The organism is Gulosibacter sp. 10 (genome assembly GCF_900163695.1).
Lineage (GTDB): Bacteria > Actinomycetota > Actinomycetes > Actinomycetales > Microbacteriaceae > Gulosibacter.
The window spans coordinates 36642-50432 of sequence record NZ_FUIC01000038.1; the positions used below are offsets into that span (position 1 = coordinate 36642).

General features: G+C 69.6%; 11 protein-coding genes. 1 reads left to right on the top strand and 10 read right to left on the bottom strand.

What is annotated here, in order from left to right:
* Positions 1–21: 21 nt before the first annotated feature.
* The 5 genes from FM112_RS13985 to FM112_RS14005 all read right to left on the bottom strand — a co-directional run bounded on the left by FM112_RS13985 (position 22) and on the right by FM112_RS14005 (position 6290).
* The gene (locus FM112_RS13985) at positions 22–828 is read right to left on the bottom strand and encodes a hydroxypyruvate isomerase family protein (RefSeq protein ID WP_087008659.1); all 807 of its coding nucleotides are present in this window, start codon (positions 826–828) and stop codon (positions 22–24) included.
* 187 nt (positions 829–1015) lie between these two features.
* On the bottom strand, positions 1016–1846 hold the full coding sequence (locus FM112_RS13990; protein ID WP_087008662.1) for a bifunctional allantoicase/(S)-ureidoglycine aminohydrolase: 831 nt from the start codon (positions 1844–1846) through the stop codon (positions 1016–1018).
* Positions 1847–1850: 4 nt separating this feature from the next.
* On the bottom strand, positions 1851–3155 hold the full coding sequence (locus tag FM112_RS13995; RefSeq protein ID WP_254910512.1) for an aldolase/citrate lyase family protein: 1305 nt from the start codon (positions 3153–3155) through the stop codon (positions 1851–1853).
* Positions 3152–4783, bottom strand: a complete 1632-nt coding sequence (gene aceB, locus FM112_RS14000; protein WP_087008664.1) for a malate synthase A — start codon at positions 4781–4783, stop codon at positions 3152–3154. The genes FM112_RS13995 and aceB overlap by 4 nt, the downstream gene beginning before the upstream one ends.
* Positions 4784–4838: 55 nt before the next feature.
* Positions 4839–6290, bottom strand: coding sequence for an NAD-dependent malic enzyme (locus tag FM112_RS14005; protein ID WP_087008666.1), 1452 nt, complete (start codon positions 6288–6290; stop codon positions 4839–4841).
* A 203-nt stretch (positions 6291–6493) separates the two neighbouring features.
* On the opposite strand from FM112_RS14005, the gene FM112_RS14010 reads away from it, so the two are divergent.
* Positions 6494–7249, top strand: coding sequence for an IclR family transcriptional regulator (locus FM112_RS14010; protein ID WP_087008668.1), 756 nt, complete (start codon positions 6494–6496; stop codon positions 7247–7249).
* A gap of 231 nt (positions 7250–7480) precedes the next feature.
* Here the strand turns inward: FM112_RS14010 and aceE are convergent, their stop codons facing one another.
* The 5 genes from aceE to uraD all read right to left on the bottom strand — a co-directional run bounded on the left by aceE (position 7481) and on the right by uraD (position 13755).
* Entirely contained in the window at positions 7481–10216 is a 2736-nt protein-coding gene (gene aceE, locus FM112_RS14015) for a pyruvate dehydrogenase (acetyl-transferring), homodimeric type (RefSeq protein ID WP_087008670.1), read from the bottom strand.
* A gap of 70 nt (positions 10217–10286) precedes the next feature.
* Entirely contained in the window at positions 10287–11870 is a 1584-nt protein-coding gene (locus tag FM112_RS14020; RefSeq protein ID WP_087008672.1) for a nucleobase:cation symporter-2 family protein, read from the bottom strand.
* Positions 11871–11984: 114 nt separating this feature from the next.
* Complete coding sequence (pucL, locus tag FM112_RS14025) at positions 11985–12932, bottom strand: factor-independent urate hydroxylase (RefSeq protein ID WP_087008674.1); 948 nt, start codon at positions 12930–12932, stop codon at positions 11985–11987.
* 2 nt (positions 12933–12934) lie between these two features.
* Positions 12935–13261: a hydroxyisourate hydrolase gene (gene uraH / locus FM112_RS14030; protein WP_087008676.1), complete on the bottom strand. Its 327-nt coding sequence runs from the start codon at positions 13259–13261 to the stop codon at positions 12935–12937.
* Positions 13258–13755 carry a 2-oxo-4-hydroxy-4-carboxy-5-ureidoimidazoline decarboxylase gene (uraD, locus tag FM112_RS14035; RefSeq protein WP_087008678.1) on the bottom strand — a complete coding sequence of 166 codons (498 nt, stop codon included), beginning with the start codon at positions 13753–13755 and terminating at the stop codon, positions 13258–13260. Before uraD ends, uraH begins: the two co-directional genes overlap by 4 nt.
* Positions 13756–13791: the final 36 nt, after the last annotated feature.

Below are 13791 nucleotides of genomic sequence, written 5' to 3' on the forward strand. Positions count from 1 at the left end.
GTTCGGTGCCGCGGCGGCGCGTCAGCGCCCGGTCTCGGCGGGAAGCCCGGGCAGCAGTCCCTGGGCGACCCAGCCGAACGGGTCCTCGGCCTGCTTGTACTCGAGGCCGATCGGGCCCTGGTAGCCGAGCTCGCGCGAGCGCGTGATCCACTCGGCGAGCGGCAGGTCGCCGGTGCCGGGGGCGCCGCGGCCGGGGAAGTCCGCGATCTGGATGTGGCCGAACTCGGCCGCGTGGGCCTCGATCACGGCGGGGACGTCGTCGCCGTTGGCGGCGAGGTGGTAGAAGTCGGCGAGCAGCTTGATGTTGGAGCGCCCCGTCTTCTCGATGACGGCGAGGGCGTCGGCGGCGGTCTTGAGCGGGTACTCCTCGGCGCCGGATACGGGCTCGAGAAGCACGGTGCCGTCGATGCGTGCCACGGCGTCGGCCGCGCGGGCGAGCTGCTCCACGGCGATCTCGTCCTGCTGCTCGGGGGTGAACTCCGCGTCGCGCAGGCCGTAGAGGGCGTTGAAGGCGCGGCAGCCGGTGCGCTCGCCGATGCCGGTGACGACGTCGAGGTTGTCGACGAACTCCTGCTCGCGGTTCGGGAGGGAGACGAGGCCGCGCTCGCCGCCGGGCATGTCGCCCGCGTTGAAGTTGAGGCCCGTGAGGCTGACGCCCGCGTCGCGGAGCGAGGCCTCGAATGCCTCGATCTCGTCGGCGGCCGGAGTCGAGCTCGCGAACGGCCACCAGAACTCGGCCTGGTCGAAGCCCGCCTCGCGGACGGCGCGGGCGCGGTCGAGGAGGGGCAGCTCGGTGAGGAGGATCGAGCAGTTCACGGTGTACGTCATCAGACTCCCTTGTCTTTGCTGAGCGATGGTGGCATCGCGGTCTTCACTGTGCTGTGGGTCTTGCTGGTTGATTTCGCATTACGGAAGATAACTTCTGAATAATGAAAGCGTAGCGTACAACGATCGCCCGGGGCAACCCCCGGGCGATCGGTGTTCAGCGGACCGCCAGGTAGGCGGCGGCGACGGTTCAGAGACGGATCTGCCGGTTGACGTCCTTGTACAGCAGGTAGCGGAACTTGCCCGGCCCGCCGGCGTAGCAGGCCTGCGGGCAGAAGGCGCGGAGCGAGAAGTAGTCGCCCGCGGACATCTCGATCCAGTCCTCGTTGAGCCGGTAGACGGCGTTGCCCTCGAGGATGTAGATGCCGTGCTCCATGACGTGGGTCTCGAGGAACGGGATCTTCGCGCCCGGCTCGAAGGTGACCACCGTCATGTGGAAGTCGTGCGCGACGTCCTCCGGATCCATGAAGCGCGTGGTCGCCCAGCGGCCGTCGGTGCCCGGCATGGCCGTCGGCTCGATGTCCTGCTCGTGCCCCGAGAACGCGGCGGGCCTGGGCCCGTCGTACTCCTCGTAGCGCTTGCGCACCCACATGAACTCGGCGACCCCGTCGCCCGTGTTGCGGATCGACCAGTTCGACCCGGCCGGCGCGAAGGCGTAACCGCCCTCCCCCAGCTCCACGGGCTCGCGGCCCTCGTCCAGCACGACCGAGACGGTGCCGCGCTGCACGAACACGAAGTTCGCGACCTCGGGCTGCGGCTCGGGCGCATCCGACCCGCCGCCCGGCTCGAGCTCGACGAGCATCTGGCCGAAGGTGGTCGCTCCCCCGGCCACGGGCCGGTTGAGGACCCAGGCGCGCGCGCCCGTGAACTCGGGGAGCACGCTCGCGACGATGTCGCGCATCACCGAGGCGGGGATGAAGGTGTAGGCGTCCTTGACGACGGCGGCCGAGGAGAGGTGCTCGTGCTGCTCGGGCAGCGGGGTGTCGAGCTTCGGGTACGTGGCGTTCGTGTTCTTCGTCAAGAATCTATTCCTTCGTCGAGCGGTTCGGGTAGGCGAGGGCGCGGATCGCGTCGGGCGAGACGTCGATGCGCTCGGAGAGCTCCTGCTCCGGCACGGCGCCGCAGTTGACGCCGCGCACCAGGAAGGCCGCGAGCGCGCGGGCCGTGGCCGGCTCGTCCATCACGGCCGAGTCCTTGCCGCCCAGGTAGTTGTCCAGCCGCGTGATCGTGCTCGAGAGCCCGGTGCGGAAGAACGCGAAGCTCGCGAGGTAGCGGGTGGGGAGCTGGTGGGCGTGGAGGTCCCAGCCCTGGTAGATCGCGCGTTCGAGCGAGCGGCGCACGAGGCGGGCGTGGAGCGCCCAGGCGTCGAGGCGCTGGAGGCCGTCCCCGGCCGGCACGATGTTGGTCGAGCCGTCCGAGTAGCGCACGCCGGTGCCCGCCGCGGCCACCTGGATGAACGACTTCGCGAAGTCGGCGACCGGGTGCTCCATCGACTGGTAGCCGCCGGCGACGCCGAGCGAGGCCGAGTAGTCGTAGGTGCCGTAGTGGAGGCTCGAGACGCGGCCGCCGCCGGCGTGGATGAGGCGCGCGAGCGGCACGCGGCCCTCGGCGTCGATGACCACCTGCGGGGTCTCGACCTGCACCTCGAAGCGCAGCCGCCCGGCCGGCAGGCCGAGGCGCTCCTCGAGCTGCTCGCACAGGTAGACCATGGCCTCGACCTGCTCGACCGTGGTGACCTTGGGGAGCGTGATCTCGAGCCCCTCGGGCAGGCCGCCCTCCTGCTCCGCGAGCCCGGCGATGAACAGCCCGAGGGTGCGGATGCCGCGGGCCCGGGTGTCGTTCTCGAAGCACTTGAAGCGCAGGCCCACGTGCGGGGGCAGCGCGCCGCGCTCCCGCATCGCGGCGATCGCCGCGAGCGAGGAGGCCACCGCGGCGTCCTCCTCGGCGTCGGAGACGGCGCCGAGGCCGTCCTCGAAGTCCACGCGGAGGTCCTCGATCGGCTCGCTCGCGAGCTTCGCCTCGACGAGCCGCGCGAGGACGGCGGGGTCGAGGTCGGCATCGGCGTCGAGGCCGAGCTCCTCGCCCAGGTGCCCCGCGAGGCGCTCGAGCCCGCCCACGCCGTCCACCGCGGCGAGCGCGGCCCGGCCCCACTCGGCGACGGTGTCGGCGGTGAGCAGGTGCGCCGCCACGTAGACGGTATGCACCGGCTGGCGGTCGGCCGTGTCACCCGGGTAGGCGTTCGCGAGCAGCGAGTCGGTGCCGGCGAGCTGCTCCTCGACCCGGCTGAGGGCGGCCTCGGAGAAGGGGTCGCTGATCGCGGTGGTCGTCACGCCCGACCGCCTTCCGCCGCGGCCTCGTTCGCGCACACGATGTCGTAGGCGGGGAGCGTGAGGAAGTCCACGTACTCCTCGCTCGTGGTGATGCCACGCACGAGCTCGCCCGCCGGCGAGAAGAAGCGCGTGAACGCGTCCTCGTCGACCTGGCCGCGGATGACCTCGAGCTGCTCGTCGAGCAGGCGGTTCACGAGCTCAACCGTCACGGTGCTCCCGGTGTCCTCGAGCACGGTGCCCGCGTTGAGCTGCTGCCACACCTGAGAGCGCGAGATCTCGGCGGTGGCCGCGTCCTCCATGAGGTTGTGGATCGCCACCGCGCCGTTGCCCTGCAGCCACACGGCGATGTACCAGGTGGCCACGTAGAGGTTGTCCTTGAGGCCCTCCTCGGTGCGGCGGCCCGGCGCCGAGCTCACGTCGAGCAGCTGCTGGGCGGTCACCTCCACCTCGGGGCGCTTGCGGTCGATCTGGTTGGGCTTGGCGCCCAGCACGTCGTCGAAGACCTCCTGCGCGATCGGCACGAGCGCCGGGTGGGCCACCCAGGAGCCGTCGAAGCCGTCGTTCGCCTCGCGGCGCTTGTCCGCGCGCACCTTCTCGAAGGCCTGCGCGGCCTTCTCCGGGTCGTTGCGGTCGGGGATGAACGCGGCCATGCCACCGATCGCGAAGGCGCCGCGGCGGTGGCAGGTCTTCACGAGCAGCTCGGTGTAGGCGCGCATGAACGGCGCGGTCATCGAGACGTCGGCGCGGTCCGGCAGCACGAAGCCCTCGCCCGCGTCGCGGAAGTTCTTGATGAACGAGAACAGGTAGTCCCAGCGGCCCGCGTTGAGGCCGGCGGCGTGCTCCCGCAGCTCGTAGAGGATCTCGTCCATCTCGAAGGCCGCGGTGATCGTCTCGATGAGCACGGTCGAGCGCACGGTGCCGTGCGGGATGCCGATGTACTCCTCCGCGAAGGAGAACACGTCGTTCCAGAGCCGCGCCTCCTCGCTCGCCTCGAGCTTGGCCAGGTAGTAGAACGGGCCGCGGCCCTGCTCGGTCAGCGTCTTCGCGTTGTGGAAGAAGTGGAGGCCGAAGTCCACGAAGGCCGCCACGGCGTCCCCGCCGTCCACGCGCACGTGCCGCTCGGGCAGGTGCCAGCCGCGGGGGCGGACGACGACGATCGCGTCGCCCCCGTCCTCGCGGAGGCGGTACTGCTTGCCCTCGGGCGAGGTGTGCTCCATGCGGCGCGAGGCGGCCTGCTTGAGGTTCACCTGCGCGTCGATCACGTTGTGCCAGGTCGGCGAGGACGCGTCCTCGAGGCAGGCCAGCCACACCTTCGCGCCCGCGTTGAGCGCGTTGATCGCCATCTTCTCGGGGCTCGCGGGCCCCGTGATCTCGACCCGGCGGTCCGCGAACGGCTCCGGGATCGGCGCGACCTGCCAGTCGGATTCGCGGATGTGCGCGGTATCGCTCCGGAAGTCGAGCGTGCCGGTGCGCGAGATGCGGTCGCGGCGCTCGGCGCGCTGCTGCAGCAGCTCGGGCACGCGTGCGCCGAACCGCTCGTGCAGCGCCTCGACGAAGGCCAGGGCCTCGTCGGTGAGGATGTCCTCGGCGTTCGCGCAGGGGTTCGGGTCGGTGATGGTGATGGTCATGGCTGGGGCTCCTTGAATCGTGGGCTGGGTGCGCGGCGGCGCGGACGGCTCGAGGCTATGCGCGCTCGGTGAGGCCGGCGGTGTCGAACTCGCTGGCGCGCTCGGAGACGGTGCGGTCGCCGTTGCGCTCGGCGGCCTCCGCCACGACCGCGGCGACGCGCTGGGTGACCTCGGCGTTGAAGATGCTCGGGATGATGAAGGAGGAGTTGAGCTCCTCGTCCGTGACGCAGGAGGAGATCGCGTCCGCCGCGGCCACGAGCATGTCGGTCGTGATCTTCGAGGCGCCCACGTCGAGCAGGCCGCGGAAGAGGCCCGGGAAGGCGAGGACGTTGTTGATCTGGTTCGGGTAGTCGCTGCGGCCCGTGGCGATGACCGCGGCGTGCTCGGCCGCGTCGCTCGGGTTGATCTCCGGGTCCGGGTTCGCGAGGGCGAAGACGATCGCGTCGTCGGCCATCGCGGCCACGTCGTCGCCGTCGATGACGTTCGGCGCGCTCACGCCGATGAACACGTCGGCGCCGACGAGCGCCTCCTTGAGGGAGCCGGTGAAGCCCTCCTCGTTGGTGTGCTCCGCGATCCAGGCGCGGTGCTCGTCGCGCTGCTCGACGCCGCGGGCGATGACGCCCTCGCGGCCCGCGGCGCGGATCTTCGAGACGCCGGAGGCGATCAGCAGCTGGATGATCGCGTTGCCGGCGGCGCCGACGCCCGAGACGACGACGCTGATGTCCTCGATCTTCTTGTCGACCACGCGCAGCGCGTTGTTCAGCGCGGCGAGCACCACGATGGCGGTGCCGTGCTGGTCGTCGTGGAAGACCGGGATGTCGAGCTCGTCGCGCAGGCGGCGCTCGATCTCGAAGCAGCGGGGCGCCGCGATGTCCTCGAGGTTCACGCCGCCGTACACGGGCGCGATGGCCTTGACGATGCGGATGATCTCCTCGGTGTCCTTCGTGTCGAGGCAGACGGGCCACGCATCGACACCGGCGAACTGCTTGAAGAGGGCGGCCTTGCCCTCCATGACCGGCAGCGCGGCCTCGGGGCCGATGTCGCCGAGGCCGAGCACCGCGGTGCCGTCGGTGACGACCGCGACGGTGTTGCGCTTGACGGTGAGGCTGCGGGCCTTGCTGACGTCCTGGGCGATCGCGGTGCAGACGCGGGCCACGCCGGGCGTGTAGGCGCGCGAGAGGTCGTCGCGGTTGCGGAGCGTCACGCGGGGCTCGACGCTGAGCTTGCCGCCGAGGTGGATGAGGAAGGTGCGGTCGCTGACCTCGCGGACGTGGGCGCCCTCGATCTCCTCGATCGCCGCGCGGATGTCGTCGATCTGGCTCTGGTTCGAGGTGTTCGCGCTCACGTCGACGACGATCTTGTCGTGCTGGGACTCGGCCACGTCGAGCGCGGTCACCTGCGCTCCGGCACGGCCGACCGCTTCCGCGATCTCGCTCGTGGTCCGGTAGCCGACTGGCGCGTCGACGCGGATGATGATCGAGTGTCCGGGTGAGGGGTTGATGGCCATGTGATCCTCCTTGATCGGATTGCCGCTGCGTTCGCAGCTTTTCGCGGGCCGCGGTATCGGACCGGTCGCGATGCGCGGAAGTTTCGCCATATGGATATAAACTTCTGCTCTGTGAAATACTAGAACTCAGGAGGCGGTCGCGCAAGCACCCTCCCCGGGTCACGAGGACGTAGGCTCGAACAAGGAAATACGGAGGGACCTTCATGGCACAGCAATCGGGCGGCGGCGTTCAATCGGTCGAGCGGGTATTCGATCTCCTGGAGATCATCGCAGGCCAGGGCGGCACCGCAACCCTCAGCGAGCTCGCCACCGAGAGCGAGCTGCCGCTGCCCACCATCCACCGGCTCCTGCGCACCCTGCTCAGCAAGGGGTACGTCCGCCAGCTCGCGAACCGCAAGTACGCACTCGGGCCGCGCCTCATCCGCCTCGGCGACGCCGCCGGCCGCCAGCTCGGCGCGAATGCGAAGCACGAGCTTCACGAGCTCGTGAAGAACATGGAGGAGACCGCGAACATGGCGGTGCTCGACGGCGACTACGTGCTCTACGTGGCCCAGGCGCCCTCGCCGCACGCGATGCGGATGTTCACCGAGGTGGGCCAGCGCGTGCATCCCCACGCGAGCGGCGTGGGCAAGGCCATGCTCTCGACCCTCGACGACGACGCGGTCCGGGCCATCGTGGGCCGCACCGGCATGCCGACCCCCACGAAGCAGTCCCTCGGCACCGTAGAGGAGCTGCTCGCCGACCTCTCCCTCACCCGGGAGCGCGGGTACGCGATCGACGAGGGCGAGCAGGAGCTCGGGGTGCGCTGCATCGCCGTGCCGCTGCCGAACGCGCCCACGCCCTCGGCGATCTCGATCTCGGGGCCCAACACCCGCGTCACCGAGGAGCTCACGGTGCAGGCCGTGCCGCTGTTGCAGGCGGCCGCGGCCCGCATCGTCGCCTCCATCGAGGACAGCTAGCCGCCGCCCGGAAAGGGGCGAACAGCCCGGCCGCACCCGTATCGGGGATGCGGCGGCTGTTCGCCCCATTCTCGTTCACGCCGTTCTCGTCCGCGCGGTTCTCGTCCGCGCGGTTCTCGTCCGAGGCCCGCGCCGCGGCGCACGAAGAAGCCCGGCTCGGACGGACCGCCGTCCGCCCGAGCCGGGCTTCGCTATGAGGCCGGACCCGCCCCCGAGGGCCCGGCCGGTCTCTCAGGCGTCGCCGCCTCCGCCGCCCGTGCGGCCGCGGGCGATCTCGTCGAGCGCGTACCGCTGCGCCGCCTGCGCGGGCGTCCCGGCGTCCACCCGGCCGTCGGCGGCCAGCGCCTCGAGCGCCCGCACCACGATCGACTCGATGTCGATGCGGAAGTGCCGCCGCGCCGCCGCCCGCGTGTCCGAGAACCCGAAGCCGTCGGCGCCGAGCGAGCGGTAGGTGGCGGGCATCCACTGCGCGAGCTGGTCGGGGACCTGCCGCATGTAGTCGCTCACCGCGACCACCGGGCCGCTCCCCTGCTCGCGCAGCCGCGAGACGAACCAGGGCTCGGTGTTCTCGGCGCCCGGCTCCGCGATCGATCGCGAGTCCGCGCGCAGCGCCTCGCGCCGCAGCTCCGTCCACGAGGTGACCGACCACACGGCGGCCCGCACGCCCCAGTCCTCCTCGAGCACCCGGGCGGCCTCGCGGGCCCAGGGCACCGAGACGCCCGAGGCGAGGATGCGCACCGGGTCGGCCGAGCCCTCCGGCGCCGGCTGCACGCAGTGCATGCCCTTGAGGATGCCGTCGACGTCGACGCCCTCGGGCTCCGCCGGCTGCGGGATCGGCTCGTTGTAGACCGTGAGGTAGTACATGACGTTCGGGTCGGGGTGCTGCCCGCCGTACATCCGCTCGATGCCGTCGCGCACGATGTGCGCGAGCTCGTAGCCGTAGGCCGGGTCGTAGCTGACGACCGCGGGGTTGGTTGCGGCGAGCATGGGCGAGTGCCCGTCGGCGTGCTGCAGCCCCTCGCCCGTGAGCGTGGTGCGGCCCGCCGTGGCGCCGACCACGAAGCCGCGGGTCATCTGATCCCCCGCCGCCCAGAAGCCGTCGCCGGTGCGCTGGAAGCCGAACATCGAGTAGAAGATGTACACCGGCACGAGCACTTCGCCGTGGGTCGAGTACGCCGTGCCGGCCGCGGTGAACGCGGCCACCGCCCCGGCCTCGTTGATGCCCATGTGCAGGATCTGCCCCGACTCGGATTCCTTGTAGGCGAGCAGCAGGTTGCGGTCGACCGAGACGTACTGCTGGCCGTGCGGGTTGTAGATCTTCTGCGTCGGGAAGTACGCGTCCATGCCGAAGGTCCGCGCCTCGTCCGGGATGATCGGCACGATGCGCTTGCCGAACTCGCCGTCGCGCATGATGTCGCGCAGCACGCGGGCGAAGACCTGCGTGGTCGCCGCCGCCTGCTTGCCCGAGCCCTTGCGCGCGGCCCCGTAGGAGGCCTCCTTCGGCAGCTCGATCTGCGTGTACTTCGAGCGGCGCGCCGGCACCGGCCCGCCGAGCGCGCGACGTCGGTCGAGGAGATAGGTCTCCTCGTCCGAGCCCGGCGCGGGCTTGACGTACGGCGGCGAGTACGGATCGGCCGTGATCTCGGCATCGGAGATCGGCAGCCGCAGGGCGTCGCGGTAGGCGAGAAGGTCGTCGTTGGCGATCTTCTTCATCTGATGCGAGGCCATGCGCCCCTCGAAGGACGGGCCGAGCTGGTAGCCCTTGACCGTCTTGACGAGCACCACGGTGGGCTTGCCGTTGCGCTCGCGCGAGCGCGCGTAGCCGGCGTGCACCTTGGCGAAGTCGTGGCCGCCGCGGCGGAGGTTCCAGACCTGCTCGTCCGTGTAGTCCTTCACGAGCGCCGCGGTCCGCGGGTCGCGGCCGAAGAACTCCTCGCGCACGAAGGCGCCGCTCTCGGCCTTGAAGGTCTGGAAGTCGCCGTCCGGCGTGCGGTTCATGAGCTCGGTGAGTGCGCCCTCGCGGTCGCGGGCGAACAGGTCGTCCCACTCGCGGCCCCACAGCACCTTGACCACGTTCCAGCCGGCGCCGCGGAAGAAGCCCTCGAGCTCCTGCACGATCTTCTGGTTGCCGCGCACTGGGCCGTCGAGCCGCTGCAGGTTGCAGTTCACGACGAACGTGAGGTTGTCGAGCCCCTCGTTCGCGGCGAGCTGCAGCAGGCCGCGCGACTCGGGCTCGTCCATCTCGCCGTCGCCGAGGAAGGCCCACACGTGCTGATCGGCGGTGTCGCGGATGCCGCGGGCCTGCAGGTAGCGGTTCGACTGCGCCTGATAGATGGCGTTCATCGGCCCGATGCCCATCGAGACGGTCGGGAACTGCCAGAACTCCGGCATGAGCCGCGGGTGCGGGTAGCTCGAGAGCCCGACGGGGCGCGAGCGCTCCTGGCGGAAGCCGTCGAGGGCGGCCTCGTCGAGCCGGCCCTCGAGGAAGGCCCGCGAGTAGATGCCGGGCGAGGCGTGCCCCTGGAAGAACACCTGGTCTCCGCCCGAGGCGTGATCGCGCCCGCGGAAGAAGTGCTCGAAGCCGACCTCGTAGAGCGTGGCCGCGCCCGCGAAGGTGGCGATGTGGCCGCCGACCGCGAGGTCGGGGCGCTGCGCGCGGTGCACGAGCACCGACGCGTTCCACTGCACGTAGGAGCGGATGCGCTGCTCGAGCTCCTCGTCGCCCGGGTAGGCGGGCTCATCCTCGGGGCTGATGGTGTTGACGTAGTCGGTGGTGACCGGGCCGGCTCCGCGCGGCGCCGGTTCCGCGTCGCCGAGCCGTGCGCCGAGCTGCTCGACGATGCGCTTCGCGCGGTCCTTGCCGCGCTCGGCGAGGAGGCCGTCGAGGGATTCCAGCCATTCGGCGGTCTCCTCGGGGTCCGAATCGGCCTGGTTGTGCTGGAGCTGGGAAACGTTGGGGTTGTTCACCTGTACGCCTATTCCTCTGTGATGCGCCCGATCGGAGGGCGAGGATCGCCCGCCCTCCGATGGGAGTCGGTTACTTGGTTCGGTGGTTGCCCGTATCGGGCCGGATCCTGTCCGCGGACGGGATGTGCAGGGAGGTCGTCTGGCTGCCGCTCTCGTTGACGCGGACGATCGGGATCTCCTCGCCGTCGCTCGAGTAGAGCTTGCCGCCGACGAAGGTGTCGCCGTCCTCGAGCGACTGGATCTCGTCCTCGCGCACCATCCGGGGAGGGCTCGCCGCGAAGGTGTTCTTGTTGCGGCCCTTGCCGAACTTCAGCTCGTTGAAGATGATGTTCAGCAGGATCGCCATCAGCGCGGCCGACGAGATGCCCGAGTGGAAGATGACCTGGAACCAGTCCGGGAAGTCGTGGTAGATGTCCGGCATCACGATCGGCAGCATGCCGAACGCGAGCGACGCGGCCACGATGATGAGGTTCATGTTGTCCTTGTACGACACCTTGGACAGCGTGCGGATGCCGGAGGCCGCCACGGAGCCGAACAGGACGATGCCCGCGCCGCCCAGGACGGGGAACGGCACCGCCTGCACGACGCGGCCCATGATGGGCAGCAGGCCGAGGACCACGAGGATGACGCCGCCGGCGGTGACGACGAAGCGGCTGCGGACGCCGGTGATCGCGACGAGACCGACGTTCTGCGCGAACGCCGACTGCGTGAAGGAGTTGAAGATCGGCGAGACGATGCTCGAGATCATGTCGGCGCGCAGGCCGTTCGAGATCCGCTTGCGGTTGACCTTGGAGCCGGTGATCTCGCCGACGGCGAGGATGTCGGCGGCGGTCTCGGTGAGGATCACCATCACCACGATGAACATCGAGATGATCGAGGCGACCTTGAACTCCGGGAAGCCGAGCGCGAAGGGGGTGGGCAGCTCGAAGATGTGCCCGTTCGGGACGTTCGAGAAGTCGGCGATCCCCATGGGGATCGCGATGATCGTGCCCACGACCAGGCCGATGAGCACCGCGAGCCGCGAGATCATGCCGCGGCCGAGCTTCGAGCAGACGATGACCACGAGCAGCGTCGCCGCGGCGAGGCCGATGGCCTTCATGGAGCCGTAGTACTCGACGTCCGGGTTGTTGCCCATGATCCAGCGCGCCGCGACGGGCATCAGCGTGAGCCCGATGGAGGTGATCACGACGCCGGTGACCACCGGCGGGAAGAATCGGATGATCTGCGCGAAGAACGGCGTGATGATGAATCCGAGCACGGAGGCGACGAGCACGGCGCCGAAGATCTCGTTGATCGTGCCGCCGCCGTCGACGATGGCGGTCATCGTGGAGACCGAGGCGAAGGAGACGCCCTGCACCAGGGGCAGCTTCGAGCCGAAGAAGGGCAGGCCGAAGCTCTGGATGATGGTGGCCAGGCCGCCGATGAACAGGCAGCAGGCGATCAGCATCGCGATCTCGTCGGAGCTGGCGCCGACGGCGCCGCCGATGATGAGCGGCGGTGCGATGATGCCGCCGTACATGGTGAGCACGTGCTGCAGGCCGTAGGCGATGGTGCGCCCGAAGCCGATCCGCTCGTCCTCGGGCTCGCCCTGGACATCGATCGTGCCGGGGAATTGCTTCTTGGGTTTCGACGGGTTTGCTGAATTCTTTGCCATAACGACCTCGTTGTCGGTAGACGGAGGGGGCGGGGCGCGATTGCGCGCCCCACCGCCCTCCTAGCCGGGGAGGGAGCCGCGGAGCTCGTAGTCCGCGGCTCCCCTCGACGGGGATTAGATGAAGTCCGGGGTTCCGGACCAGATGGCGTCGGTGTCGGCGAGGCCGTCCCGGCGGATGGTGCCCTCGATGAGTCCGTAGGGCGAGTGCGATGCGAAGAAGACCTCGTTGGGGTTCTCCTGCCCGAAGGGCGAGAGGTCCACGACGAAGTGGTGGAGGTTCGGCATCGAGAACTTCACCTCGGCGATCTCGGGGTGGGCTGCGAGCAGCGCCTGGCCCATGAGCCACTGCGTCTCCTGCAGCGCGCGCGAGTAGTGGTTGGTGAAGACCTCGAGGAGGATCTTCCGCGCGGACTCGTAGACCGCGTTGAAGTCGACGTCGGTGGTGTTGTAGAGCCAGCGGGCGGTGACCGAGGTCGCGAGGATGCGGTCCTCGGTCTCCTGCAGCGTCGTGTGCTTGCACTTCGGGTACCCGACGAAGCCGCTCTGCGTGGTCTTGAGCACCGAGAGGTCCTCGAGACCCGAGATGAGGAACTTGCGGTCGCCGTCGACCTTGAGCACCGCCGTGCGGGTCTCTCCGCCGGATCCGCCGCGGTAGAAGGAGTGGTCGTGCTCCTCGCCCTCGACGGGGATGCGGTCCCAGGTCACCTGACGGGCCGACCAGCGGCCGCCGGTGACCCACTCGAAGTTCTCCGGGTAGTGCTTGCCGAGACGCAGGAGGAACTCCTCGGGCGAGCCGATGCCGTCCTTGGCGAAGGAGAACACGACGTTCTTCTGCGTGTCGGTGGGGACGACGTGCTCGTTGTTGCCGTCGTAGTAGGCCGAGTCGAAGTCGCCGTGCAGCTGGCTGCGGACGACCAGGTCCTCGATGGCGTGGCGCTCGGTGTCGCGGTTGACCTTGACGACGTGGACCTCGTCCTTGCCGTACTGGTTGAACCCGAGGACGGGGGCGGCGTCGGGCGCGGTCTGGAGGGTGTTGGAGCAGGTGTTGTTGTTGTCAGACATTATTAGCTACCTCTATACGTTGAGTATGCGAACGGACAGATGAGCAGCGGTACGTGATAGTGCTGTTCGCCGTCGGCGACCGTGAAGTCGATCGTGACGGAGGGATAGAAGGCCTCCTGCTCGAGGCGGGCGAAGTACTCGCCGACCGCGAACACGAGTCGATACGTGCCGGGCTCCAGCGACTCGGGGCCGAGGTCCGGGATGCGGCCGTCGTCGTTCGTGCGACCCGTCGCGAGCACCTCTCCGGCGCCCGTCACGAGGTCCACGGCGACATCGGCTGCGGGTCGGCCCGCGGTCGAGTCGAGGATGTGGGTGGTGATCTGGCTCATGCGTTCAGGATTCCTTCCAGTCGAAGCAGGGCGATCTCGCGCAGTTGGCCTGCGCTTTCGTCGAGTTCGTCCTCGGGTGAGTTGCTGAGTCGTCGGTGCAGCTCGTCGAGCATCTCGCGGGCGCTCCGGCCCGCGGCGCGGATGAGGAAGATGTGCCCGAACCGCTCCTCGTACTCGCGGTTGCCGCGAGCGAGGTCCGCCAGGACCTGCGCATCCTCGGCCTCCACGCCGGCCTGCTCGGCCCGGGAGAGTTCGGCTTCCTTATCCTCCCCATCGGCGCGCTCGCCGATGCGGGGGTGACCCGACAGAGCCCCGTCCACCTCTTGCGCCGACCACTCCGCAGTGGCGTTCTTCGCCACGGACAGAGCCTCCTCCACGTTGGAGTACGGACGACTCGAGACGACGGTTTCAATCCACCTCGGGATGTCGGCGCACGGGCGGATCATGTCCGCCGCCGCGTCGGCATCGAGACGATTGAATACTGTAAGCGACATTGCTCACCTTTCGACTTTCACATTATGGAATCTTTA

Bases quoted from the DNA above. Each gene is read 5' to 3' on its own strand.
- FM112_RS13985 (WP_087008659.1), bottom strand. From the start codon at position 828: ATGACGTACACCGTGAACTGCTCGATCCTCCTCACCGAGCTGCCCCTC.
- aceB (WP_087008664.1), bottom strand. From the start codon at position 4,783: ATGACCATCACCATCACCGACCCGAACCCCTGCGCGAACGCCGAGGAC.
- FM112_RS14005 (WP_087008666.1), bottom strand. From the start codon at position 6,290: ATGGCCATCAACCCCTCACCCGGACACTCGATCATCATCCGCGTCGAC.
- FM112_RS14010 (WP_087008668.1), top strand. From the start codon at position 6,494: ATGGCACAGCAATCGGGCGGCGGCGTTCAATCGGTCGAGCGGGTATTC.
- FM112_RS14020 (WP_087008672.1), bottom strand. From the start codon at position 11,870: ATGGCAAAGAATTCAGCAAACCCGTCGAAACCCAAGAAGCAATTCCCC.
- pucL (WP_087008674.1), bottom strand. From the start codon at position 12,932: ATGTCTGACAACAACAACACCTGCTCCAACACCCTCCAGACCGCGCCC.
- uraH (WP_087008676.1), bottom strand. From the start codon at position 13,261: ATGAGCCAGATCACCACCCACATCCTCGACTCGACCGCGGGCCGACCC.
- uraD (WP_087008678.1), bottom strand. From the start codon at position 13,755: ATGTCGCTTACAGTATTCAATCGTCTCGATGCCGACGCGGCGGCGGAC.